Raw genomic sequence first — 23,884 nt, 5'->3', positions numbered from 1 at the left:
TTTGCTTTTCTCTGCTGACCCGGCGGCGTGTGTGCCGTTGTTCCGTGTCAGTGGAGGCGCATTATAGGGAGTTATTCTTAAGTGACAAGCATAAAATACAAAAAACTTTTCGTTCGCTCACTTTTCAGACTCAACGCTTATTTAACCCGCGAATCGCCCGATAAATGCGCGATTTCCCGCGCAAAACTGGCCACCTGCGACCAGTCGGTATAAACCACTTCTTTACGCGTATCAGTTTCGCCGCCGGTCATCTTCATGATCAGGCGGATCATGAAGCGGTCATACCAGCGATAGCGAGGATAACGCAGCGCACCAGCAAAGACGGCACAAAGGTCTGGCTGCCATGGAGAGTTCAGCAAGAACTTGCGCGTGTAGCTGTTGGTCTGCGGCGTACGCTTCTCCGCTTTACGAGCAACCAGATTGACTGAGTAGAACGCGCCAGGCAATTTGTTGAGCACCGCGGTATGCTTTTTCACGAAGCGATCGAGTGCCGGATGAAAATGACCGTAACGAATTGACGCGCCAATCACCACGCGATCGTAATCCTGCCAGGTAATCTGTCCGACACGATTCAGATTCACCACATCAGAGTAAATTCCCAGCTCTTTTAATTCCGAAGCCAGATACGCAGCAATCTCACGCGTTTGCCCGTCTCGCGTAGAGAAAAGAATAAGTGTTTTCATCAACGGCTCCTTATTCGCGCCAGAACGTTGGGGTGAACAGCACCAGCAGCGTAAAGACCTCAAGACGACCAAACAGCATATTGGCAATGAGGATCCATTTCGCGACCGGGTTCATACTGGCAAAGTTATCCGCCACAACCCCCAGGCCTGGCCCAAGGTTATTTAAGGTTGCTACGACGGACGCAAAAGCAGAGAAATCATCCACTCCCGTCGCGATGATCGCCAGCATACTGACGATAAAGACCAGCGCATACGCCGAGAAGAAACCCCACACCGCTTCGAGGATGCGTTCCGGCAGTGCCCGGTTCCCCAGTTTGATACTGTAGACCGCGTTTGGGTGGACCAGACGCTTCAGCTCACGGTTGCCCTGCTTGAACAGCAGCAGAATACGGATCACCTTCAGGCCACCACCCGTGGAACCCGCACAGCCGCCAATAAAGGCGGAGCATAACAGTAACACCGGCAGGAATAACGGCCAGCGCGCAATACTATCCGTGGTAAACCCGGCGGTCGTCGCCATCGACACCACCTGGAAGAACGCCTGGTTTAGCGTGGTCAACGCTGAGTTATAAACATCATGGAACCACAATACCAGGGTACAGATGATAACCAGCGTAAGCTGAACACCAATGAACATGCGGAACTCTGGATCGCGCCAGTACACTTTCAGGCTGCGCCCGCTAAGTAAAGAGAAGTGCAAACCGTAGTTACAGCCGGAAATCAGCAGGAAAATAGCAATGATGGTGTTAATCGTAGGGCTGTCAAAGTAGCCCACGCTGGCATCGTGGGTGGAGAACCCACCGATAGCAATCGTCGCAAAGCTGTGTCCGATAGCATCGAATGCAGGCATCCCGGCAAACCATAGCGCCAGCGCACAGGCCACCGTCAGCAAGACATAAATGAGCCACAGCGTTTTCGCCGTCTCGGCAATACGTGGACGCATTTTGTTGTCTTTCAGCGGCCCGGGCATTTCGGCACGATAGAGCTGCATCCCACCGACGCCCAGAATTGGCAGAATAGCCACCGCCAGGACGATGATTCCCATACCGCCGAACCATTGCAGCATCTGACGATAAAAGAGAATAGCGTGCGGTAATGAATCCAGTCCTACCAGGGTCGTCGCTCCGGTTGTTGTTAAACCAGAGAACGATTCAAAAAATGCGTCCGTGATGCTCAGATTCGGTTGTTCAGAGAAGATAAAGGGCAAAGAACCGACACTTCCCAGTACCGTCCAGAACAGGACGACAATCAAAAATCCTTCGCGTGATTTCAGCTCGCCCTTCTGACGACGGTTAGGCCACCACAACAGAGAGCCGATCGCCAGCGCAACAAAGAAAGTCTGGGTAAATGCCCGCCCCGCACCGTCCCGGTAGATAAGCGCCACCAGTCCTGGGAGAATCATCGTCCCGGAAAAGAGTATGACCAGCAGTCCAACGATTCGGGTTATGGCACGAAAATGCATCTCTGCCGCTTCCTTTGGTATTCAAAAAAGTGAGGTGGGGATTATTCTTCAATCGGCAGCAATTGCAACGAACCACGACTAAAATCAGCCAGTTTTGCTGAAAAAGCAGCCAGTTCCGCCTGAGGAAGCGCCACGCGTAATTGCACCATTGCCTGATATTCACTGTGCGCGATAACGCCATTAAACTGCTTCAGCAACGCTTCGATACCGGATAACTGACCGTAATCGCACAGTAAAGTATATTCGGTGAGCGGTGTTTTGCGGGTAGTTATCAGCAAATTCAGTGCCTGCTGAACCCCGCCGCCATACGCTTTAACCAGCCCACCCGTGCCTAACAGGATCCCGCCGTAGTAGCGCACCACCACGGCGGTGATTTCACCCACACCGCTGCCCATCAGCTGCGAAAGCATGGGTTTACCGGCTGTGCCAGCCGGTTCACCGTCGTCGGAAAAGCCCAACTGCTGCGAATCGTCCGGAGGCCCCGCGACCCACGCCACACAGTGGTGACGTGCGTCAGGATGCTCCGCCCGAACAGATTCAACAAACGCCTTTGCCGCCTCTACACCATCGGTATGTGCCAGTAGTGTAATAAAGCGGCTTTTCTTGATTTCCTCAACAAAGGTGACCGGTTCAGCCGGTATCAGCCAGCTTTCCATCAGGCCAGCTTCAGATCTCGCGTCATATTCTCGATACCGTTTTCGTGAACGACCACGTTATCTTCAATACGAATGCCACCAAACGGTTTCAGCGCTTCAATTTTTTCCCAGTTGAAGTGTTTGCTGAACTGACCTTCGCGCCATGGCGCTAACAGCGATTCGATAAAGTAGATCCCCGGTTCAATCGTCAGCACCATGCGCGGTTCAAGAATACGGGTGCAGCGCAGGTATGGGTATTTAGACGGTGCCGCCAGGTGCGTGCCGGTATCATCCTGCATAAAGCCTGCAACATCGTGAACCTGCAGACCCAACGGGTGACCGATCCCGTGCGGCATGAATGGCCCGGTCAGATCGTTCTCGACCATCGCCTCTTCGCTCATGTCTTTCACAATCTGATGTTTACGCAGCAGCTTAGCGATACGCTGATGGAACTGAATGTGGTAATCCACGTAACTGGTTCCCGCTTTCATGGTACTGATAAGGGCCAGCTGTTCGTCATTGACGTCTTTGATCAGGTGCGCAAAGTCAGTATCCGCGTTTGCCGCCCAGGTACGAGTCAGGTCAGCCGCATAACCGTTGTACTCCGCCCCCGCATCCAGCAGGAAGCTGCGCATCTCAGACGGTACACGGTGATCGAGTTTGGTGTAGTGCAGTACAGACGCGTGTTCATTCAGCGCGACGATGTTGCTGTACGGCACGTCCGTGTCACGGTGCCCGGTCGCGGTCAGGTAGGCCTGATTGATATCAAACTCGCTCATACCAGACTGGAATGCTTCATGCGCGGCGCGGTGGCCATTCACCGCCGTTTTTTGCGCTTCACGCATGCAGTAAAGTTCGTAGTCGGTTTTATACGCACGATAGTAGTGCAGGTAATCCAGCACCCCTTTCGGGTTAAGCTTGTCAGCCGGAATATCCAGGCCCAATGCACGCTCCGGCACAGGGCCAATATAGGCGATATTGCCGCGCGCAGCAGGCAGTTGGCTGCCAATACCGTCAGCTTTTGGTAAAGCAATGACGTCCACTTCTTCTGTCCAGAAGCTGGTCGGCAGCGGTTCTACGTTGTGCCAGTAATCGACTGGCAGATAGAACCACAATTTTGGCTTATTCACGCCATCCACCAGCAGCCAGCAATTTGGAACCTGAGTTACTGGTACCCAGGCCTTAAACTGTGGGTTGACCTTAAACGGATATGCATGGTCATCCAGAAAAGTATTCAAAAGCTCGCCAGAGTGGATTAACAGCGCATCCAGCTTAAAGCGGGCCAGTACATCACGGGTACGTTCCTGTAGGGTAACGATATGATTTTTATAAAGCGAAGCCAGTGAGTCCATCATTCTTCCTTTCATTTTTTTGACCTCAAGTCATCGCATCTTAGCACACCTCACTCCGGCTGCGTGATTTACACCGACCGTGATCAATGCAGCAATTTCTTAATGAGTAATTTGCATTTTATTAACATAAATTCCACACTCCGATTCATCTGGTATGACCAGATCTAATTGCTGGATTCAGGAGACTGACATGCTCTACAAAGGCGACACCCTGTACCTCAACTGGCTGGAAGATGGCATTGCCGAACTGGTGTTCGATGCCCCCGGCTCAGTGAATAAGCTTGATACCGCGACGGTGGCCAGTCTTGGCCAGGCGCTGGATGTACTTGAAAAACAATCTGAATTAAAAGGGCTGCTGCTGCGCTCGAACAAAGCGGCCTTTATTGTCGGTGCCGATATCACCGAATTCCTCTCGCTGTTCCTGGTGCCTGAAGAACAACTGAGCCAGTGGCTGCACTTTGCTAACAGCGTCTTTAATCGTCTGGAAGACCTGCCTGTTCCGACCATTTCTGCCGTTAATGGCTACGCGCTGGGCGGTGGCTGCGAATGCGTGTTAGCCACTGATTACCGTCTGGCGACGCCGGACCTGCGCATCGGCCTGCCGGAAACCAAGCTGGGTATCATGCCAGGCTTTGGCGGCTCCGTGCGTATGCCGCGCATGCTGGGTGCCGACAGCGCACTTGAGATCATTGCCGCGGGTAAAGATGTCGGTGCAGAACAGGCACAGAAAATCGGCCTGGTCGACGGCGTCGTTAAACCAGAGAAGCTTGTTGAAGGTGCTGTCGCCATTCTGCGTCAGGCGATTAATGGCGATCTCGACTGGAAAGCCAAACGCCAGCCGAAGCTCGAGCCGTTAAAACTGAGCAAAATTGAAGCCGCCATGAGCTTCACCATTGCCAAAGGTATGGTGATGCAGACTGCAGGTAAACACTACCCTGCCCCCATCACCGCGGTGAAAACCATTGAAGCGGCGGCCCGCTTTGGCCGCGATGAAGCCCTGAAACTGGAAAATCAGAGTTTTGTCCCGCTGGCGCACACTAATGAAGCTCGCGCGCTGGTTGGCATCTTCCTCAACGATCAGTTCGTGAAAGGTAAAGCAAAACTGCTGACCAAAAATGTTGAGACACCGAAACATGCAGCGGTACTCGGCGCTGGCATTATGGGTGGCGGCATCGCTTATCAGTCAGCCTGGAAAGGCGTGCCGGTGGTGATGAAGGACATCAGCGAGAAATCCCTGACGCTGGGCATGACCGAAGCGGCCAAGCTGCTGAATAAACAGCTGGAACGCGGCAAAATTGACGGGCTGAAGCTCGCAGGCGTGATCTCCACCATTCAGCCTGTGCTGGAATATACCGGCTTCGACCGTGTTGACGTGGTAGTAGAAGCCGTCGTTGAGAACCCGAAAGTTAAAAAAGCAGTGCTCGCGGAAACCGAAGAAAAGGTTCGTCCGGATACCGTACTTGCCTCTAACACCTCCACCATTCCGATTAGCGAACTGGCGAGCGTGCTGAAGCGTCCGGAAAACTTCTGCGGGATGCACTTCTTCAACCCGGTTCACCGGATGCCGCTGGTCGAAGTGATCCGTGGGGAAAAAACGTCTGACGACACCATCGCTAAAGTGGTGGCATGGGCGAGCAAGATGGGCAAAACGCCGATCGTGGTTAACGACTGCCCGGGCTTCTTCGTCAACCGCGTACTGTTCCCTTATTTCGCCGGTTTCAGCCAGCTGCTGCGCGACGGTGCAGACTTCCGCAAAATCGACAAAGTGATGGAAAAACAGTTCGGCTGGCCGATGGGCCCGGCGTATCTGTTGGATGTCGTCGGCATTGATACCGCGCATCACGCCCAGGCGGTGATGGCGGCAGGCTTCCCGCAGCGCATGCAGAAAGATTATCGCGATGCTATAGACGCTCTGTTCGATGCTAACCGCTTCGGTCAGAAAAACGGTCTGGGCTTCTGGCGCTATAAAGAAGACAGCAAAGGCAAACCGAAGAAAGAAGAAGACGCCGCAGTGGACAGCCTGCTGGCTGAAGTTAATCAGCCAAAACGTGACTTCACCGACGACGAGATCATCGCCCGCATGATGATACCGATGATCAACGAAGTGGTGCGTTGCCTGGAAGAAGGCATTATCGCCAGCCCGGCAGAAGCAGACATGGCGCTGGTGTACGGACTGGGCTTCCCTCCGTTCCACGGCGGCGCGTTCCGCTGGCTGGACACGCTCGGCAGCGCCCGCTATCTCGATATGGCTCAGCAATATCAGCACCTTGGCCCGCTTTATGAGGTGCCGGAAGGGCTGCGTAATAAAGCGCGCCATAACGAACCCTACTATCCAGCAGTTGAGCCAGCCCGTCCGGTTGGCGAGCTGAAAACGGCTTAAGGAGTCACAATGGAAAAGGTTGTCATTGTTGATGCGATTCGCACCCCGATGGGCCGTTCAAAAGGCGGTGCATTCCGTAACGTGCGTGCGGAAGACCTCTCCGCGCACCTGATGCGTAGTCTGCTGGCACGTAACCCGGCGCTGGACCCAACCGCGCTCGATGATATTTACTGGGGCTGCGTACAGCAAACCCTGGAGCAAGGCTTCAACATCGCTCGTAACGCCTCGCTGCTGGCAGAGATCCCACATTCGGTTCCGGCGGTCACCGTCAACCGTCTTTGTGGTTCGTCAATGCAGGCGTTACATGATGCAGCACGTATGATCATGACCGGCGATGCTCAGGCCTGCCTGGTCGGCGGTGTGGAGCACATGGGTCACGTACCGATGAGCCATGGGGTCGATTTCCACCCAGGTATGAGTCGCAACGTGGCAAAAGCGGCAGGGATGATGGGGCTGACCGCCGAGATGCTCTCCCGCCTGCACGGTATCAGCCGTGAAATGCAGGATGCTTTTGCCGCACGCTCTCACGCTCGCGCCTGGGCTGCGACGCAATCCGGTGCGTTTAAGAATGAGATCATCCCAACCGGTGGTCATGATGCAGACGGCGTTCTGAAGCAGTTCAGCTACGACGAAGTGATCCGCCCGGAAACCACGGTCGAAGCCCTTTCCACGCTGCGTCCGGCATTTGATCCAGTCACAGGTACAGTAACGGCAGGTACTTCGTCCGCGCTGTCCGATGGGGCTGCTGCAATGCTGGTGATGAGCGAAAGCCGTGCACGCGAGTTAGGTTTAACCCCTCGCGCTCGGGTACGTTCAATGGCGGTCGTGGGTTGCGATCCTTCCATCATGGGTTACGGTCCGGTTCCGGCTTCGAAGCTGGCGCTGAAAAAAGCAGGATTAACCGCCAGTGATATCGACCTGTTTGAGATGAACGAAGCCTTCGCCGCGCAGATCCTGCCATGCATTAAAGATCTGGGGCTCATGGATCAGATCGACGAGAAAATTAACCTCAACGGCGGTGCGATCGCCCTCGGCCATCCACTGGGCTGCTCCGGAGCACGCATCAGCACCACGCTGATTAATCTGATGGAGCGCAAAGATGCCCAGTTTGGCCTGGCAACGATGTGTATCGGGCTGGGTCAGGGTATCGCGACGGTATTTGAGAGAGTGTAATAAAAAACCGGGTCGCATATGCGACCCGGCAGAAGTTTAGTTGCCGTTCTTCCCGCCTGTCAGGGGCGGGTTTTTTATTTAGATGAAGGCAAAAGCATCGCCGAAGAGACGGTCTTCACGCGCACCACGTTCGTTACAGAACAAGTCACGGGCAATTTTCGCCATCTCAAAACGACCAGCAATATAGATATCGTGCCCTGCCAGCGTACCATGATCCTGCAGTACCGCCGTCAGTACCGTACCACTGCGTCCACGCCAGCCTTCTTCCGGCTGCTCAACCACCGGCTCAATGCGCAGGTTAGGGTGGGTTACGCTCAGCGCTTCCAGTTCAGACAGGTCATAGAGATGTTTCTCTTCACGGCCACCCCAGTAAATGGTGATATCACGGTCCGGGTTACGCGCCAGTGCGGTCAACAGAATAGAGCGCACATAAGAGAAGCCCGTCCCGCCCGCGATCAGGATCAGCGGACGGTCTTCGTCATCGCGTAGCCAGGCATCACCATGAGGAATGTCGACCACAATCTCACGCTCTTTAAGAATGCGGTCCATGACGGCCATCGCATACAGGTTAAGCTCTGACGCACCGATATGAAGCTCAATAAATTCCTGCTCCGCTGGCGTTGAGGCCATAGAGAAAGGACGCTTATCACGCTCATCCATCACTACCATTAAGTACTGACCAGCGCGGAAAGAGAATGCCGCTTCTGGCACTAAACGGACGCGATATACAGTATCGGTGATAGCATCTACCGAGGTCACTTTACAGCTTAAGGTTGTCATTCGCTCTCTCTGTCGGGAAGTCTATAGGGCTTAACGGTCAAGCTCAGGGTTTACCGTTATTCATTATGGCCAGTTCGTCCCAGATCGCGTCAATTCGCGCGGTCACAGCAGGATCTTTTTTGATCGGGCGACCCCATTCACGATCGGTTTCGCCAGGCCATTTATTGGTGGCATCCAGTCCCATTTTTGAGCCAAGACCGGAAACCGGCGAGGCAAAATCCAGATAATCTATCGGCGTGTTTTCGACTAACACCGTATCGCGCGCAGGATCCATGCGCGTGGTAATAGCCCAGATAACATCATTCCAGTCACGGGCGTTTACATCATCATCGCAGACAATAACAAACTTGGTATACATAAACTGGCGCAGGAAAGACCATACGCCCATCATCACGCGTTTCGCGTGACCTGCATATTGTTTCTTCATCGTGACCACGGCCAGGCGATACGAACAGCCTTCTGGCGGCAGATAGAAATCAACAATTTCCGGGAACTGCTTTTGCAGGATCGGCACAAACACTTCATTCAGCGCCACTCCCAGTACCGCAGGTTCGTCCGGTGGCCGTCCGGTATAGGTGGAGTGATAGATCGCATCTTCACGCTGTGTAATGTGCGTAACGGTAAACACCGGGAAGTTATCCACTTCGTTGTAATAGCCGGTGTGGTCGCCGTAAGGGCCTTCTGGCGCCATTTCGCCCTGCTCAATGTAACCTTCCAGCACAATTTCCGCACTGGCTGGCACTTCGAGGTCGTTAGAAATGCACTTCACAACTTCAGTTTTGGTTCCGCGTAACAGGCCTGCAAACGCGTATTCAGAGAGTGTATCCGGCACGGGAGTCACCGCACCCAGAATGGTGGCCGGATCGGCACCTAACGCGACAGAAACAGGAAAACGTTCACCCGGATGCTCAGCACACCACTCCTGGAAATCCAGCGCGCCGCCGCGATGTGACAGCCAGCGCATGATGAGTTTATTCTTGCCAATCAATTGCTGACGATAAATACCGAGATTTTGCCGCTCTTTATAAGGGCCACGCGTAACGGTCAGCCCCCAGGTGATCAGCGGAGCGGCATCTTCAGGCCAGCACTGCATGATCGGGATTTTGGTCAGATCAACCGCATCGCCTTCCAGCACTTTCTGCTGGCACGGTGCACCGCGCAGGCGTTTAGTTGGCATGTTCAATACTTGTTTAAACTGTGGCAGTTTGTCGAACAGATCGCGGAAGCCTTTCGGCGGCTCCGGCTCTTTCAGGAACGCCAGCAGTTTCCCCACTTCACGCAACGCCGTGACGTCTTCCTGCCCCATCCCCAATGCAACACGACGTGGAGTACCAAACAGGTTACACAGCACCGGCATGGAGTACCCTTTCGGATTTTCAAACAGTAATGCGGGGCCACCGGCACGCAGGGTGCGGTCAGCAATTTCTGTCATTTCCAGATAAGGATCAACAGGAAGTGTAATGCGTTTGAGTTCACCCTGCTTTTCCAGCAGCGTCAGGAAGTCGCGGAGATCGTGGTATTTCATGCAGTTAGTCATGGCCTCTCTGTAAGCGCTTCATTATACGGCGTAAGCCTGCTTGATGCTGTAATTTTGTTAAATTAGCGTGAACTTATGCGTTCTGTTCCATTTTCCCCCATTATAATCAACTTAGCGATCCCGCCAGGGTTTTGATATGCTTGCGCCCCGAACTAAGGGAAAGAGTGATTATGCAGGCCTGGTATTTACTTTATTGCAAACGCGGGCAACTTCAGCGCGCGCAGGAACATCTTGAACGTCAGTCTGTAAATTGCCTGACACCCGTGATCACGCTTGAAAAAATGCAGCGCGGGAAGCGCACAACCGTCAGTGAACCCTTATTCCCGAACTATCTTTTCGTGGAGTTCGACCCGGAAGTGATCCACACCACGACCATTAGCGCAACACGCGGTGTCAGCCACTTTGTACGCTTTGGTACCAGCCCGGCAATGGTTCCGTCAACAGTGATCCATCAACTTTCGGTTTATCAACAACCCGAAGGTATCACCGACCCGGAAACCCCTTACTCTGGGGACTGTGTCGTCATCACGGAAGGTGCTTTCGAAGGGTTGCAGGCGATTTTCGCTGAACCGGACGGCGAAGCACGCTCCATGCTGTTGCTCAATCTGCTGAACAAACAAGTTCTGCAAAGCGTTAAAAACACCGACTTCCGTAAAGTTTAAAAATCTATCCCAAACAGGTGACGCACGTTGTCATCCGTCTGCGCGGAAAGCCAGTGGGGATCTTCTCCGCGCCATTTCGCCACGCTCTCAACGATGTGCCCAAGATGTGCAGGTTCATTTCGCCGCGATGCCGGTTTGGGTTTCATGTCTCTCGGCAGCAGATAAGGCGCATCCGTTTCCAGGAGCAACCGCTCAGCCGGGATCACCGGTAACAACTCGCGAAGCTCAAGCCCGCGGCGCTCATCACAAACCCAGCCAGTGATCCCCAGAAAGAGACCGCGTTCCAGGCAATCCAGCGCCTCTTGTCGCGAACCGGTAAAGCAGTGCAACACCGCGCCGGGTAATTTATCCAGCCACGGGTTCAGAAGGGAAAGGAAACGCTCATGAGCATCGCGGCAGTGCATAAACACTGGCATTTCAAGCTCAGCAGCCAGCGCAAGCTGGGCCGTGAACGCTTTTTCCTGCTCTGCCGGTGTGGAAAAGTTACGGTTGAAATCGAGACCGCATTCGCCGATTGCCACAACTTCTGGCATCTTTGCCAGCCTGTACAGGGTGTCGCCACTTTCCGCGGTCCACTGGCTGCTGTCATGAGGATGCACACCTGCGGTAGACCAGCAGCGATCGTAGCGTTGTGCCAGCTGCTTCACCTGCTCGCTTTCATGCAGGTTGGTCCCTGTCAGCAACAGTCCTTGCACTCCGGCAGCAAAAGCACGTGCAACAACCTCATCTCGATCTTTCGCAAACTGCGAGCTGGTCAGATTGAGTCCAATATCAAACATGCGAATCCCCATATAACAACCGCCCTGGCGGGCGGTTGGTTTTACTCTTCAGTGGTCTTGTCGGACGTATCATCTTCCTCATCCGACCGACGTCCTTTACCCACGTAGAAACGTGAGAAGAATACCCCGACCTCAAACAGGCAATACATCGGTATGGCCAGCAGCGTTTGCGAGAACACATCTGGCGGGGTCAGTAGCATACCGACCACGAAGGCCCCCACCAGAATATATGGACGCTTCTTACGCAGATCATCAGGGGTAGTTACCCCTACCCAGCAAAGCAACACAATGGCCACAGGCACTTCGAAAGCCACGCCAAAGGCCATAAACAGTGCCATAACAAAACTGAGGTAGCTGGCAATATCTGTCGACACCTGAACCCCTTCCGGCGCGGTATGCGTCAGGAAGCCAAAGGCCAGCGGGAAGACAATGAAATAGGCAAACGCCATGCCGATATAGAACAGCAGCGAGCTGGATACCAGCAGTGGGATCACCAGCTTGCGTTCGTGTTTGTACAGTGCCGGCGCCACAAACGCCCACACCTGGTAAAGAATGATCGGCGCAGACGCAATCAACGATACCCAGAAAGTAAGCTTAATTGGGGTGAAAAACGGTGAGGCAACATCTGTTGCAATCATCGTTGCCCCTAGCGGCATCTGCTTGATCAACGGCGCAGAGACTACCTGATAGATATCGTTGGCGAAGTAGACCAGGCACAAGAATATGAGGAAAACTGCAATTATGCAGTTTAACAGACGCTTACGCAGCTCTATAAGGTGCGTAATAAGCGGTTGAGTATCATCTACTGCCATGTTTACGCTTTATCACTCGACGAAGGGGATGATTCGGAAACAGGCGCGACGGGCTTAACTTCAGCCGCTTTTAACGCTGGCTCTTCCGGCTGCGCCTGTTTTTTCGGTTCAGGTTCCTGCGGCGTTTGTTCAGGTGCTACAGCCTGATGCTCCGCGCTCCCTGGCGTAACACCCTCTCGCTGCGCTTCGCTGTTTTTCACCACCGGGTTATGGATGGTGTTCGCTTCATCGCTCGCTTTTTCAGGATCGTTGACGTTGTAAGAGCGCTTCATAGATTCCGCCGCTTCGCGCAGTTCATCCATTGAGGCTTTCAGTTCCGGCGTCAGGTTATCCATGCTCGCCTTCTCTACCTTTTTCAGGCTTTCCTGAAACTCCTGCAACTTAAGTTCCTGTGCCAGCTCATTCTGAACGGTCGATGCCAGCGATCTCAGCGCACGAACCCAGCCCGCAACAGTTTTCACCGCCACCGGCAGACGCTGTGGTCCCAAAACGATCAGGCCAATCACAAAGACCAGCAGCAACTCACTAAAACCAATGTCGAACACGACTTACACCTGCTCTTTATCGTGGCGTTTAGCGTCTTCCTTTTTGGTTTCGTCTTGCTTGTCGGAGATGGATTTAGCAGTAAAGTCAGCGTCCTGGCTGGTTTTATCCTGCTTGCTCTCATCATCGCTCATCGCTTTCTTGAAGCCTTTGATAGACGCGCCCAGATCGGAACCGATAGAACCGAGCTTTTTGGTGCCAAACAGCAGCACGACGATGACGGCAATAATGACTAATTGCCAGATACTGATACCACCCATACATGTTCCTCAGGGATAGATGATTAATTAGTCAGGTCGCATTATACGTATGCAACCCGTCGATAGCGACGCAAAATCAGCGCGTCTTTCTCCAGCCGGCGAGCCAGACAACCAACCCGCCAGCCATCAACCATGCGGGCATCATCTGCCAGTCCGGACGGTTGATCAGAAGCAGCGTACCACTCAGCAGCAGCGTTGCCCCAATCCCAAAAAGATAGCGTGACTGACCCTGCCGAACACGGCTGGACTGAAGTTCGCGGGCGATTTTATCCATGCTGTGCTGAAGATTTTTGCTCTGACGCAAACTGTCGTAAACCAGTTCAGGAATTTCAGGCATTTTCTCGATCCAGAACGGGCCTTTCTCTTTCAGCGAACGCACCAGCGCCGGAATGCCAACTTGATCTTTAATCCAGGATTCAAGGAAAGGTTTCGCAGTCTTCCATAAGTCTAACTGAGGATAGAGCTGTCGGCCTACACCTTCAACGTAAAGTAATGTTTTCTGGAGTAAAACTAACTGCGGCTGTACTTCCATGTTAAAGCGGCGAGCCGTGTTAAACAGGTTTAAAAGCACGTGTCCAAAGGAGATTTCCGCCAGTGGCTTCTCAAAAATCGGTTCGCAGACGGTTCGAATGGCAAACTCAAACTCTTCGACGTTGGTATCCGGTGGCACCCATCCGGAATCGACGTGCAACTCGGCTACTTTACGGTAGTCACGGTTGAAGAATGCGATGAAATTCTCAGCAAGATAGCGTTTATCTTCTTTGTTCAGCGACCCCACAATCCCACAGTCGATACCGATATACTTCGGATTCTCAGGATGTTCGTAGCTCACGAAGATATTGCCCGGGTGCATGTCCGCATGGAAGAAACTGTCGCGGAATACCTGGGTAAAGAAGACCTGTACGCCACGCTCGGCCAGCAACTTCATGTTCGTTCCCTGTTTCTCCAGGGCCACCACATCCGAGACGGGGATACCGTAAATACGCTCCATCACCATCATATTCTGGCTACAGTAGTCAGAATAGACTTCGGGTACATAGAGCATCGGGCTGTTTTCAAAATTGCGGCGCAACTGAATGGCGTTTGCCGATTCGCGCAGCAGATTAAGCTCATCAATCAGCGTTTTTTCATATTCCCGCACCACTTCCATCGGGCGCAGACGACGTCCATCGGGCAGTAAACGGGGCACCCAACGGGCCAACCGGTAAATCAGCTTCATGTCCGCTTTGATGATCGGCAGGATGTCCGGGCGAATAACCTTAATGACAACTTCTTTGCCGTTTTCTTTCAGACGCGCGGTGTGGACTTGTGCGATAGAGGCCGACGCCAGAGGCTGGATGTCGAAATCGTCAAACCAGGTTTCGACGGGTATGTTGCCCATCGCCTCTTCGATCTGCTTTTTCGCGCGTGCGCCGTCAAACGGTGCGACGCGATCCTGCAGCATCGCGAGCTCATCCGCAATCAGAGGCGGGAAGAGATCGCGGCGGGTCGAGAGCATCTGGCCGAATTTAATCCAGACCGGACCGAGTTCCTGCAACGCCAGACGCAGACGTTCACCCAGCGGCTGACCTTTATGGCGATTAGGCATCCAGAACAGCATCCGCCGCCAGATACGAAGCGGCAGCGTGATACGCATTTTGGGGATAAGCTCGTCGAGCCCGTAGCTCAAAAAGATGCGAATAATGAAATAGAGGCGCCGAATTTCACCAGGCGTCATTTGCCCTCCAGTTTTTCCAGCCGTTTGGTTAACGCATCAACCGCACGTTCAACAGCAGCGGTCTCTTCCGCAAACCACGCAACTTCCAGTGGTCCAGGGGCCATACGCCACTCTTCCGTCAGTACTTCCGCTGCATAGCGTTGTTGGCGTTGCAGGTTTTTACGCAAAAATGCCGCCCCACCATGAAGAGCTTTACCGATCCCTTCGGCGGCAATGTCACCAACAAAAGGTGCAAGCAGCTCTGCGGGGTCGAACTCGGCAAGGTCACTGAGCGCGACGAAATTCTGTACAACCTGAATGTCGCCTTCCACTTCCAGCTCACCGCTGCGGATCAGTGCAGTTAACTGCTGGCGGTCGCGTAGTTTTGGCAGCACGCTCATGTGCGTGATAACAGAGCAGTCGGCTTCACCCTCCCACTCACCCAGAACGTCAAGCTGGCGTTCGCTGAAAACCAGCACCAGCGGCGTCGAGAACTCTTTTAAAACAATGCGTAATACCTTCCCGTTAAGCCGCTGACGTGCAGCTTTCAGCGCCGGAGCGCGATACAGAAAGGCATTCAGTACATTCTCGATGCCAGCGGTGACCAGGGGTTTAAAGGGCACAAGACACCTCCACTCAGAATTTGTAACCGCGATGCAGCGCGACGACACCCGCCGTCAGGTTGAAATATTCAACGTTCTCAAATTCCGCATCCTGCATCATGGCTTTTAATGTGTCCTGATCCGGGTGCATGCGAATAGATTCAGCCAGATAACGATAGCTTTCCGCGTCGTTTGCCACCAGCTCACCAATACGAGGGAGCACATGGAATGAATAAGCGTCGTAAGCTTTGCTCAGTGGTTCAATAATCGGTTTAGAGAACTCGAGCACCAGCAGGCGTCCCCCCGGCTTCAGCACGCGGTACATAGAGCGCAGCGCTTTCTCTTTATCAGTGACGTTACGCAGACCGAAGGAGATGGTAATACAGTCAAAAGTGTTGTCCGGGAATGGCAGCGCTTCGGCGTTCGCCTGCACATATTCTACATTCCCCACCACGCCGATGTTACGCAGCTTTTCGCGTCCCATTTTCAGCATTGAATCATTAATATCTGCCAGAACGACACGGCCGGTTTCGCCCACCAGACGAGAGAATTTCGCAGTTAAATCGCCCGTACCGCCAGCTAAATCAAGCACCGTTTGTCCACGACGCACACCGCTGCAGTCGATAGTGAAGCGCTTCCACAAGCGATGAATACCGAATGACATCAAGTCATTCATCACATCGTACTTCGCCGCCACAGAGTGAAATACGTGGGCCACCATGTCAGCTTTCTGCGCTTTGGCAACAGTCTGAAAACCAAAGTGCGTCGTGTCTTGTGAATCGTCAACCATCTCAGAGCCTGCTTATCAGTAAAATGTTTGTGAAGTGTACCAGATTGGACGCGTTTGCCCTACGATTCAACCACCGCGAAACAAACGCGTTGGCTGCTCATCTGGCGATAATTCCGCTGCTAAATCGTTGTCTTCACTGTTTGTCTTTTGTTCATCACTGCCTTCACGCAAGCGGAATTCCTCGTCCTGCGACGTGGCCTGTTCAACCAGTTCCGGATTAATCTCGCGTTTTACTTCGACACCCAGACTACGGAATGCCTCAGCTTGTGCCAGTAAGTTGCCACGTCCGGAGGAGAGTTTTTTCATTGCCTGACGGTAGTTATCCTGCGCACGGTCAAGGCTTTGTCCGACCGAGGACATATCGTCCACGAACAGACGCATTTTGTCGTACAGCTTGCTGGCTCGATCGGCAATCTGTTGCGCATTGCGGCTCTGGTGTTCATAGCGCCACAGGTTCGCAATGGTTCGCAAGGCCACCAGCAACGTGGTGGGGCTGACCAGCATAATGTTATTTTTCAGCGCTTCGGTGATCAGTTCAGGCTGCCTGTCGAGTGCCAGCAGGAAGGCCGGTTCAACCGGAATGAACATCAGCACATAATCCAGTGAGCGCAGGCCCGGCAGTTGCTGGTAGTCTTTTCGGCCCAGCAGACGGAGATGGTTACGCACGGAAGCAATATGCTCCTGCAGTGCCGACTCTCGGGTGTAGTCATCTTCCGCATTAAAGTAGCGCTCATACGCCACCAGCGTCATTTTGGCGTCGATAACAACGTCTTTGCCCTGCGGCAGACGCACAATCACATCTGGCTGCATGCGCGAACGGGCATCATTTTCGATGCTGACCTGGGTTTCATACTCATAACCTTCACGCAGGCCAGAGGCCTCAAGCACGCGGGTCAGCACCACTTCCCCCCAGTTTCCCTGGGTTTTATTATCCCCTTTAAGCGCACGAGTCAGGTTGACCGCCTCCTGCGCCATCTGTGCATTTAGTTGCTGAAGATTGCGGATCTCATGGGCCAGCGTGTGCCGCTCTCGAGCCTCCTGACCAAAACTGTCCTGCACCTGACGACGAAAACCGTCCAGCTGTTCACGCAGGGGCGTCAGCAGGCTGTTCAGGCTCTGGCGATTCTGTTCATCAACGCGGCGGTTGCTGTGCTCGAAAATGCGGTTGGCGAGGTTTTCAAACTGTTCGCTGAGGCGTTGCTCGCTGTTAATCATCTGGCGGATTTTGTCTTCCGCATGCAGCTGGGTGGATTCAAGACGGGTGGTCACTTCGCGGAGATCAGCCTCCAGCGAGGTGTTGATATCTCGCAGGTTGCGTAGTTCGTTGTTGAGCAACTCGCACTCATCGCGCCAGTGCTCGCTCAGAGCAAGCTGCTGTTTTGCCGCGCTTAAATCGGCGACCATCTCTTCTCGCTCGGCCAGTTGGTCGGCCTTCTGCTGTGCATGCTGGTAGCTGGAAATGAGCCAGCCAATCCCTAAGCCCACCAGCGCAATCACCGCGTAAATCAGGATCGAGATATCCACAATGCCCCCTGCATCAACGTATTACCTGCACAAAATAGAATTGTGCTGTATAAACGTCCAGTTTGAAAGGGTTTTCCTGCGAGGCGCTACGCAAAAAATAAAGGCCGAACGTGTCGGCCTTTTATTGCATGCAGAAGAGAGGACTAGATCAGGCGACGCGCCGCTTCAACCACGATTTTCACAGCATGACTTTCAGTCTGCTTCATGGTTTCGGCATTCGGGATCTCCTGCTGCGTACGGTTGACGATAACGCCCGCCACCATACCGGCACGCAGACCCTGGCTTGCGCACATGGTCAGCAGCGTCGCAGACTCCATTTCGTAGTTCATCACACCCATGGACTGCCACTCTTCCATAGAGCCTTTGAAACGGCTCACCACGCGACCAGAGAAGGTGTCATAGCGCTCCTGGCCTGGGTAGAAGGTATCGGAAGAGGCAGTTACACCCACGTGCGTGGTTGCGCCCACAGATTTCGCCGCTTCAACCAGCGCAGTGGTACATTCGAAGTCTGCCACTGCCGGGAATTCCATTGGCGCGAAGTGCAGGCTTGCCCCGTCCAGACGAACGGATGCGGTGGTGACCAGCACGTCACCGACATTGATATGCGGCTGAATAGCGCCAGTAGTACCGATACGCAGGAAAGTACGAATGCCCAGTTGCGCCAGCTCTTCAACAGCAATGGAGGTCGACGGACCACCGATACCGGTTGAGCACACGATCACGGCTTTGCCATCCAGCTCTGCACGCCAGGTGGTGAATTCACGATGGGCTGCCAGCTTAACCGGCTTATCCATCAGCGCGGCGATCTTTTCCACACGCTCAGGATCACCCGGGACGATAGCGAGCGTAGCCCCTTGTAAATCGTTTTTGGTGAGGCCGAGATGAAAAACATCAGACTTAGACATAGGTGACTCCTCTGTGGGTCGGTTAGTCAGAAGAAGTAAAATGGTACTTTACAGAAGCAATACGCATAATTTCGTGATGCACTTCACCATGAATGAAAATGATTGCAGTAAATTTCCATAAAAAAGTGACTTACATCACATTAACAAGTTATATCGTGGTGTGCTGCACAAAAGATAGACCGTTTAAGGCACTGTGGGTTGTTAACCTGGTGTCTATATTTACCTTTGCGCTAACTCATTGGTACGGAGAATGCCATGACTGAAAAAACCGGTTTTGCACCTGCTGCAGCCCCGCATGCTTCAACCATCGTTTCAACGCCCGAAGAGGCCATAACGGCGGGTGAGACCTCCATCCCCTCGCAGGGGGATAATATGCCGGCTTACCACGCTCGGCCAAAATCAGCAGAGGGTCCTCTGCCCATCGTCATTGTGGTCCAGGAAATTTTTGGTGTTCACGAACATATCCGCGACCTCTGTCGCCGACTGGCGCTGGAAGGGTATCTGGCCGTTGCACCAGAACTCTACTTCCGTCAGGGCGATCCGAACGACTACAGCGATATTCCAACATTGCTCAGCAACCTGGTCAGCAAAGTCCCTGACGCGCAGGTCATGGCCGATCTCGACCACGTTGCCAGTTGGGCAGCACGTAACGGCGGTGATGCACATCGTCTGATGGTGACGGGTTTCTGCTGGGGAGGGCGTATCAGTTGGCTGTATGCCGCTCATAATCCGCAGCTTAAAGCCGCAGTGGCCTGGTATGGAAAACTGGTGGGCGCAAAAACGCTAAATTCGCCGAAATATCCGGTAGATATCGCCACTGAGTTAAATGCCCCAGTATTAGGGCTCTATGGCGGCCAGGACACCGGTATTTCGCTTGAATCAGTAGAGACAATGCGTCACGCACTCCGTGCGGCAAATGCGAAGGCAGAGATTGTAGTGTACCCGGATGCCGGGCATGCATTTAATGCCGATTATCGTCCGAGTTATCACGAGGAATCTGCAAAAGACGGATGGCAGAGAATGCTGGCGTGGTTCAACCAGCACGGTGGTAAAAAAGGATAAAAGCAAAAAGCCCGGTAGCGGCGACGCTTTACCGGGCCTACGACTTATCACGCCTGACGCAAATTCTGCGCCGCCTGCACCATGTTCGCCAGTGCTGCGCGGGTTTCCGGCCAGCCGCGGGTTTTCAGGCCGCAGTCCGGGTTCACCCACAGACGCTCTGCCGGGATACGCTGCGCGGCTTTCTGCAACAGCGCCTCAATCCACTCCACGCTCGGTACGTTAGGAGAGTGGATGTCGTACACACCCGGCCCGATTTCGTTCGGGTAGTCAAACTCCTCGAAAGACTCCAGCAGCTCCATGTCTGAACGCGACGTCTCGATGGTGATCACGTCAGCGTCCAGCGCGGCTATCGAATCCATGATGTCGTTAAATTCGCAGTAACACATGTGGGTGTGGATCTGGGTGTCGTCCTTCGCGACCGCGGCGTTGATGCGGAAAGCCTCCACGCCCCATTTCAGGTAGGCATCCCAGTCGCTACGACGCAGCGGCAGACCTTCGCGCAGTGCTGGTTCGTCGATCTGAATAATGCCAATGCCTGCAGCTTCCAGATCCGCCACTTCATCACGCAGTGCCAGCGCGATCTGTTTGGCGATGGTTTCACGAGTCACGTCTTCACGCGGGAAGGACCAGCAGAGAATCGTTACCGGACCCGTGAGCATTCCTTTCACCGGTTTATCTGTCAGAGACTGGGCATACTTCGCCCATTCAACGGTAATCGCTTCCGGACGGCTGACATCACCGATCACCACCGGCGGCTTCACGCAGCGAGAACCGTAACTCTGCACCCATCCATTTTGGGTAAAGACGAAGCCGTCCAGATGCTCACCAAAATATTCCACCATGTCGTTACGCTCGGCTTCACCGTGCACCAGCACGTCCAGGCCTAAACGCTCTTGCTCCACAATCGCCTGCTTGATGTGTTCAGCGATGCCGGTGCGATAGTGGTTCGCATCCAGGTTGCCCTTTTTGAAGTCCAGACGCAGGCCGCGGATTTCAGTGGTCTGCGGGAATGAACCGATGGTGGTTGTCGGCCAGGCTGGCAGGTTAAAACGGGCGCGCTGGGCTTCAGCGCGCACTTCATAGGCGCTCTGGCGCTGACTGTCCTGAGCCGTGATGGCTGCCAGACGTTTTTCGACTGCCGGGTTGTGTACGCGAGCCGAGTCACGGCGCGCCTGGATCGGTGCGCTCCATTCGGTAATCGCTGCCGTGTCGCCCGTGTTCAATGCATCACGCAGCAGCGTCAACTCCTCACACTTCTGCAAGGCAAAGGCAAACCAGCTCTTCACTTCTGCGTCCAGACGGGTTTCAACGCTGAGATCAATTGGGCTGTGCAACAGTGAGCAAGACGATGCCACCCACAACTCACGTTTGCCGACGATGTCTTTAATCTGAGCGTATTTCTCTGTGAGATCGGCACGCCAGACGTTACGGCCATTCACCAGACCAGCCGAGAGCAGCCAGTCCGCAGGCAGGCGTTTGTGCAGCTCAGCAAGATTATCTTTGCCGTGGACCAGGTCAACGTGCAGACCCTGCACTGGCAGCGCGGTGAGGGTCTTCAGGTTTGGCGTCACGCCTTCGAAATAGGTGGTCAGTAGCAACTTCACCTGTCCGGCAAGTGCGTCATACGCCGGTTTGAAGGCATCGAGCCATTCCTGCGGCAACTCGAGTACCAGCGCAGGTTCGTCGATTTGTACCCACTGGATACCGCGTTTGCCCAGCTCAATCAGCACCTGTTTGTAGACCGGAAGAATGTCGTTCAGCAGGCTGAGGCGATCAAACTGCTCACCCTTCACTTTGCCAAGCCACAGGTACGTAACCGGCCCCAGCAGCACAGGCTTCACCTGGTGGCCCAGCGCCAGCGCTTCGTCCACTTCATCCAGTAATTGCGTCCAGGTCAGTTTGAACTGCTGACCTTTCACGAACTCCGGCACCATGTAGTGATAGTTGGTATTAAACCACTTGGTCATTTCAGCCGCTGCCGCTGGCTCACCTGTTGGCGCGCGGCCACGGCCGATGCGGAACAGAGTGTCGATATCTACCGATCCATCTTTGTTCTGATGACGAGCCGGCACGTTGCCAAGCAGCAGGCTGGTCGTCAGAACATGGTCGTACCAGGCGAAATCGCCCACCGGCAGCAGGTCAATGCCCGCCTGCTTTTGTTGATCCCAGTGACGCGCACGCAGTTCGCGTCCAACGGCCAGCAGTTCTTCACGGGTGGTGCTTCCCGCCCAGTAGCTTTCTTGTGCCTTTTTCAGCTCGCGACGCAGGCCAACGCGAGGGAAACCGAGAGTGTGATTGCGGATTGTCATGTCATGCCCCTTGTCAATTTTCAGTATTTAGACGTCCAGATGTTTACACATCCATAATTGGCAGTTACTGTATATTCCTCAAGCGCAAAATGTTCATGGCGAAGTGAAGGACTTTCATGATCGAGATAAAACACCTGAAAACGCTACAAGCGTTGCGGAACTGCGGTTCTCTTGCGGCGGCAGCAGCCACGCTGCACCAGACCCAGTCTGCCCTTTCTCACCAGTTCAGCGATCTGGAACAACGCCTCGGCTTTCGTCTTTTTGTGCGCAAGAGCCAGCCGCTACGCTTTACGCCGCAAGGTGAGATATTGCTGCAACTGGCAAATCAGGTGCTGCCGCAAATTGCCAGCGCCCTGCAGTCCTGTAACGAACCGCAACAGACCAAACTGCGTATCGCCATTGAATGTCATAGCTGCATTCAGTGGCTTACCCCCGCACTTGAGAATTTCCGCCAGAAGTGGCCGCAGGTGGAGATGGACTTTACATCCGGGGTGACGTTTGACCCGCAGCCATCGCTCCAGCAGGGCGAGCTGGATCTGGTCATGACCTCTGATATTCTGCCGCGCAGTGGCCTGCACTACTCCCCAATGTTTGATTATGAAGTGCGTCTGGTGCTGGCGCCGGACCACCCGCTGGCGGCCAAAACGCGCATCACACCGGAAGACCTGGCGACAGAAACGCTGCTGATTTATCCGGTTCAGCGCAGTCGCCTGGATATCTGGCGTCACTTCCTGCAACCGGCAGGCATTAGCCCGCAGTTGAAAAGCGTGGATAACACTCTGCTGTTGATTCAGATGGTAGCGGCCAGAATGGGTATCGCGGCACTGCCGCACTGGGTAGTGGAGAGTTTTGAACGCCAGGGCCTGGTGGTGACCAAAACCCTGGGTGAAGGATTGTGGAGCCGGCTGTACGCCGCCGTGCGCGATGGCGAGCAGCGCCAGCCGATTACGGAGGCATTTATTCGCTCAACGCGGAACCACGCGTGCGACCATCTTCCGTTTGTGCGGAGCGCGGAGCGACCCAGCGGCGATGGACCCACAGTGAAGCCAGGATCACCGTTCCCCCAATAAGGAAACTCGGCCAGTGGGGTTGCTGCTGCCAGATTGCAAGGTTAACCAGCAGACCCGCAGGCACATGCACGTTGTTCATGATCCCCAGCGTACCGGCGTCGACCTGGGTTGCGCCGTAGTTCCACATGAAGTATCCCAGCCCTGAGGCCACCACACCCAGCCAGACCAGAACGCTCCATTGCACTGTAGTGGTCGGCAGTTTTTGCGGGTTACCGAGCATGAACCACGCCGCTACCGCGACAATCGCGGCCCCCATATAGAACCAGGCGAACGCGTTATGCTGCGGCATCGGACGGGTTTCCATCAGACGTTTGTAGCCCACCATACCGATGGCGAAACTGATGTTGGCGAGCTGGACGAACATCAGCCCGGTCCAGAAGTGGTCGCTGACTTTGTCATAGCGAATAATCGCCGCCCCAATAACTGCCAGTGCTGCGCTCAGCAGGTATCCCCAGCGTAAACGGCGCTTGCTGAGCAGATCGTAAATCAGTGTGATGTAGAGCGGCGTGAGTACGGTAAAAAGCAGAAACTCCGAAACAGACAGGTAGACGTAGGCCCGAAAGCTGAACAGATACATGATGCCGAGCTGCATCGCCCCCACCAGCATATACAGCACAATAGTTTTCAGCGATTGCCCGCGCGTACGCAGAAACGGCAGGAACACCAGCGCCGCCAACCCAACACGCATCAGCACCGAGAAATAACTGTCGACCGAACCAGCAAGATATTCGCCAATCAGGCTAAAGGAGAAGGCCCACAGGATAGTGGTGATAATGAGTAGCGCCACAATGCTTGTCTCTCTGAAAGAAGGACAGGCATTGTAGCGAACTCTTCAGTTGACAACTGAGCAATAATTGCCCGCTTGAAG

22 protein-coding genes are annotated in these 23,884 nt (G+C 54.1%); 5 read left to right on the top strand and 17 right to left on the bottom strand.

What is annotated here, in order from left to right; translation table 11 throughout:
- Window positions 1-137: 137 nt before the first annotated feature.
- Genes hemG through pepQ form a run of 4 tightly spaced genes read right to left on the bottom strand, consistent with a single transcriptional unit; the run spans window position 138 to window position 4,132 of the window.
- On the bottom strand, window positions 138-683 hold the full coding sequence (hemG, locus tag V6E55_RS17320) for a menaquinone-dependent protoporphyrinogen IX dehydrogenase (protein ID WP_028018162.1): 546 nt from the start codon (window positions 681-683) through the stop codon (window positions 138-140).
- Between the two features lie 10 nt (window positions 684-693).
- Entirely contained in the window at window positions 694-2,145 is a 1,452-nt protein-coding gene (gene trkH, locus V6E55_RS17315) for a Trk system potassium transporter TrkH (protein ID WP_023309600.1), read from the bottom strand.
- 41 nt (window positions 2,146-2,186) lie between these two features.
- Window positions 2,187-2,801, bottom strand: a complete 615-nt coding sequence (locus V6E55_RS17310; protein ID WP_028018163.1) for an IMPACT family protein — start codon at window positions 2,799-2,801, stop codon at window positions 2,187-2,189.
- Window positions 2,801-4,132 carry a Xaa-Pro dipeptidase gene (gene pepQ / locus V6E55_RS17305; protein ID WP_114979892.1) on the bottom strand — a complete coding sequence of 444 codons (1,332 nt, stop codon included), beginning with the start codon at window positions 4,130-4,132 and terminating at the stop codon, window positions 2,801-2,803. The genes V6E55_RS17310 and pepQ overlap by 1 nt, the downstream gene beginning before the upstream one ends.
- 190 nt (window positions 4,133-4,322) lie before the next feature.
- Between pepQ and fadB the strand changes: the two genes are divergently transcribed.
- Window positions 4,323-6,512, top strand: coding sequence for a fatty acid oxidation complex subunit alpha FadB (gene fadB / locus V6E55_RS17300; protein WP_316943485.1), 2,190 nt, complete (start codon window positions 4,323-4,325; stop codon window positions 6,510-6,512).
- Window positions 6,513-6,521: 9 nt separating this feature from the next.
- Window positions 6,522-7,685 (top strand): acetyl-CoA C-acyltransferase FadA, encoded by a 1,164-nt coding sequence (gene fadA / locus V6E55_RS17295; protein ID WP_010436772.1) that lies wholly within the window; start codon window positions 6,522-6,524, stop codon window positions 7,683-7,685.
- 78 nt (window positions 7,686-7,763) lie between these two features.
- Here fadA and fre read toward each other — a convergent pair whose 3' ends face one another.
- Together fre and ubiD are read right to left on the bottom strand one after the other, a co-directional pair.
- Window positions 7,764-8,465 carry an NAD(P)H-flavin reductase gene (fre, locus tag V6E55_RS17290; protein WP_114979889.1) on the bottom strand — a complete coding sequence of 234 codons (702 nt, stop codon included), beginning with the start codon at window positions 8,463-8,465 and terminating at the stop codon, window positions 7,764-7,766.
- A 43-nt stretch (window positions 8,466-8,508) separates the two neighbouring features.
- Window positions 8,509-10,002, bottom strand: a complete 1,494-nt coding sequence (ubiD, locus tag V6E55_RS17285) for a 4-hydroxy-3-polyprenylbenzoate decarboxylase (RefSeq protein WP_165383569.1) — start codon at window positions 10,000-10,002, stop codon at window positions 8,509-8,511.
- Between the two features lie 170 nt (window positions 10,003-10,172).
- Here ubiD and rfaH point away from each other — a divergent pair, with 170 nt between their 5' ends.
- On the top strand, window positions 10,173-10,664 hold the full coding sequence (rfaH, locus tag V6E55_RS17280; RefSeq protein WP_028018168.1) for a transcription/translation regulatory transformer protein RfaH: 492 nt from the start codon (window positions 10,173-10,175) through the stop codon (window positions 10,662-10,664).
- On the opposite strand, the gene tatD is transcribed toward rfaH, so the two are convergent.
- From tatD to udp, 9 genes are all read right to left on the bottom strand, one after another.
- Complete coding sequence (gene tatD / locus V6E55_RS17275; protein WP_316943484.1) at window positions 10,661-11,443, bottom strand: 3'-5' ssDNA/RNA exonuclease TatD; 783 nt, start codon at window positions 11,441-11,443, stop codon at window positions 10,661-10,663. The genes rfaH and tatD overlap by 4 nt on opposite strands.
- Window positions 11,444-11,484: 41 nt before the next feature.
- Complete coding sequence (tatC, locus tag V6E55_RS17270; RefSeq protein WP_129994769.1) at window positions 11,485-12,255, bottom strand: Sec-independent protein translocase subunit TatC; 771 nt, start codon at window positions 12,253-12,255, stop codon at window positions 11,485-11,487.
- A 2-nt stretch (window positions 12,256-12,257) separates the two neighbouring features.
- Window positions 12,258-12,800, bottom strand: coding sequence for a Sec-independent protein translocase protein TatB (tatB, locus tag V6E55_RS17265; protein ID WP_316943483.1), 543 nt, complete (start codon window positions 12,798-12,800; stop codon window positions 12,258-12,260).
- 3 nt (window positions 12,801-12,803) lie between these two features.
- Window positions 12,804-13,058, bottom strand: coding sequence for a Sec-independent protein translocase subunit TatA (tatA, locus tag V6E55_RS17260; RefSeq protein ID WP_114979885.1), 255 nt, complete (start codon window positions 13,056-13,058; stop codon window positions 12,804-12,806).
- Between the two features lie 76 nt (window positions 13,059-13,134).
- On the bottom strand, window positions 13,135-14,775 hold the full coding sequence (gene ubiB, locus V6E55_RS17255; RefSeq protein WP_114979884.1) for a ubiquinone biosynthesis regulatory protein kinase UbiB: 1,641 nt from the start codon (window positions 14,773-14,775) through the stop codon (window positions 13,135-13,137).
- A complete protein-coding gene (gene ubiJ / locus V6E55_RS17250) occupies window positions 14,772-15,377 on the bottom strand; it encodes a ubiquinone biosynthesis protein UbiJ (protein ID WP_129994767.1) in 606 nt (201 codons plus the stop codon). Before ubiJ ends, ubiB begins: the two co-directional genes overlap by 4 nt.
- Window positions 15,378-15,390: 13 nt before the next feature.
- Complete coding sequence (gene ubiE, locus V6E55_RS17245) at window positions 15,391-16,146, bottom strand: bifunctional demethylmenaquinone methyltransferase/2-methoxy-6-polyprenyl-1,4-benzoquinol methylase UbiE (RefSeq protein ID WP_008501525.1); 756 nt, start codon at window positions 16,144-16,146, stop codon at window positions 15,391-15,393.
- 66 nt (window positions 16,147-16,212) lie between these two features.
- Window positions 16,213-17,670, bottom strand: a complete 1,458-nt coding sequence (gene rmuC, locus V6E55_RS17240; protein ID WP_316943482.1) for a DNA recombination protein RmuC — start codon at window positions 17,668-17,670, stop codon at window positions 16,213-16,215.
- Window positions 17,671-17,813: 143 nt separating this feature from the next.
- Entirely contained in the window at window positions 17,814-18,575 is a 762-nt protein-coding gene (gene udp, locus V6E55_RS17235) for a uridine phosphorylase (protein WP_003860792.1), read from the bottom strand.
- 255 nt (window positions 18,576-18,830) lie between these two features.
- On the opposite strand from udp, the gene V6E55_RS17230 reads away from it, so the two are divergent.
- Window positions 18,831-19,637 carry a dienelactone hydrolase family protein gene (locus V6E55_RS17230; RefSeq protein WP_129994765.1) on the top strand — a complete coding sequence of 269 codons (807 nt, stop codon included), beginning with the start codon at window positions 18,831-18,833 and terminating at the stop codon, window positions 19,635-19,637.
- Window positions 19,638-19,684: 47 nt separating this feature from the next.
- On the opposite strand, the gene metE is transcribed toward V6E55_RS17230, so the two are convergent.
- Window positions 19,685-21,946, bottom strand: coding sequence for a 5-methyltetrahydropteroyltriglutamate--homocysteine S-methyltransferase (gene metE, locus V6E55_RS17225; protein ID WP_316943479.1), 2,262 nt, complete (start codon window positions 21,944-21,946; stop codon window positions 19,685-19,687).
- A 116-nt stretch (window positions 21,947-22,062) separates the two neighbouring features.
- Between metE and metR the strand changes: the two genes are divergently transcribed.
- Window positions 22,063-23,016 (top strand): HTH-type transcriptional regulator MetR, encoded by a 954-nt coding sequence (gene metR, locus V6E55_RS17220; protein WP_129994763.1) that lies wholly within the window; start codon window positions 22,063-22,065, stop codon window positions 23,014-23,016.
- Here the strand turns inward: metR and V6E55_RS17215 are convergent.
- Window positions 22,904-23,803: a carboxylate/amino acid/amine transporter gene (locus V6E55_RS17215; protein ID WP_032666884.1), complete on the bottom strand. Its 900-nt coding sequence runs from the start codon at window positions 23,801-23,803 to the stop codon at window positions 22,904-22,906. The two genes, metR and V6E55_RS17215, sit on opposite strands and share 113 nt — an antisense overlap.
- Window positions 23,804-23,884 lie beyond the last annotated feature (81 nt).

This window comes from Enterobacter sp. 342, from assembly GCF_036663495.1.
Classification (GTDB): domain Bacteria; phylum Pseudomonadota; class Gammaproteobacteria; order Enterobacterales; family Enterobacteriaceae; genus Enterobacter.
This window is presented reverse-complemented; position numbering and strand designations above follow the sequence as displayed.

What these genes read in the sequence shown, in the direction of transcription:
- hemG (WP_028018162.1), bottom strand. Translation starts at nt 683, where the DNA reads ATGAAAACACTTATTCTTTTCTCTACGCGAGACGGGCAAACGCGTGAG.
- trkH (WP_023309600.1), bottom strand. Translation starts at nt 2,145, where the DNA reads ATGCATTTTCGTGCCATAACCCGAATCGTTGGACTGCTGGTCATACTC.
- V6E55_RS17310 (WP_028018163.1), bottom strand. Translation starts at nt 2,801, where the DNA reads ATGGAAAGCTGGCTGATACCGGCTGAACCGGTCACCTTTGTTGAGGAA.
- pepQ (WP_114979892.1), bottom strand. Translation starts at nt 4,132, where the DNA reads ATGGACTCACTGGCTTCGCTTTATAAAAATCATATCGTTACCCTACAG.
- fadB (WP_316943485.1), top strand. Translation starts at nt 4,323, where the DNA reads ATGCTCTACAAAGGCGACACCCTGTACCTCAACTGGCTGGAAGATGGC.
- fadA (WP_010436772.1), top strand. Translation starts at nt 6,522, where the DNA reads ATGGAAAAGGTTGTCATTGTTGATGCGATTCGCACCCCGATGGGCCGT.
- fre (WP_114979889.1), bottom strand. Translation starts at nt 8,465, where the DNA reads ATGACAACCTTAAGCTGTAAAGTGACCTCGGTAGATGCTATCACCGAT.
- ubiD (WP_165383569.1), bottom strand. Translation starts at nt 10,002, where the DNA reads ATGACTAACTGCATGAAATACCACGATCTCCGCGACTTCCTGACGCTG.
- rfaH (WP_028018168.1), top strand. Translation starts at nt 10,173, where the DNA reads ATGCAGGCCTGGTATTTACTTTATTGCAAACGCGGGCAACTTCAGCGC.
- tatD (WP_316943484.1), bottom strand. Translation starts at nt 11,443, where the DNA reads ATGTTTGATATTGGACTCAATCTGACCAGCTCGCAGTTTGCGAAAGAT.
- tatC (WP_129994769.1), bottom strand. Translation starts at nt 12,255, where the DNA reads ATGGCAGTAGATGATACTCAACCGCTTATTACGCACCTTATAGAGCTG.
- tatA (WP_114979885.1), bottom strand. Translation starts at nt 13,058, where the DNA reads ATGGGTGGTATCAGTATCTGGCAATTAGTCATTATTGCCGTCATCGTC.
- ubiB (WP_114979884.1), bottom strand. Translation starts at nt 14,775, where the DNA reads ATGACGCCTGGTGAAATTCGGCGCCTCTATTTCATTATTCGCATCTTT.
- ubiE (WP_008501525.1), bottom strand. Translation starts at nt 16,146, where the DNA reads ATGGTTGACGATTCACAAGACACGACGCACTTTGGTTTTCAGACTGTT.
- udp (WP_003860792.1), bottom strand. Translation starts at nt 18,575, where the DNA reads ATGTCTAAGTCTGATGTTTTTCATCTCGGCCTCACCAAAAACGATTTA.
- V6E55_RS17230 (WP_129994765.1), top strand. Translation starts at nt 18,831, where the DNA reads ATGACTGAAAAAACCGGTTTTGCACCTGCTGCAGCCCCGCATGCTTCA.
- metE (WP_316943479.1), bottom strand. Translation starts at nt 21,946, where the DNA reads ATGACAATCCGCAATCACACTCTCGGTTTCCCTCGCGTTGGCCTGCGT.
- metR (WP_129994763.1), top strand. Translation starts at nt 22,063, where the DNA reads ATGATCGAGATAAAACACCTGAAAACGCTACAAGCGTTGCGGAACTGC.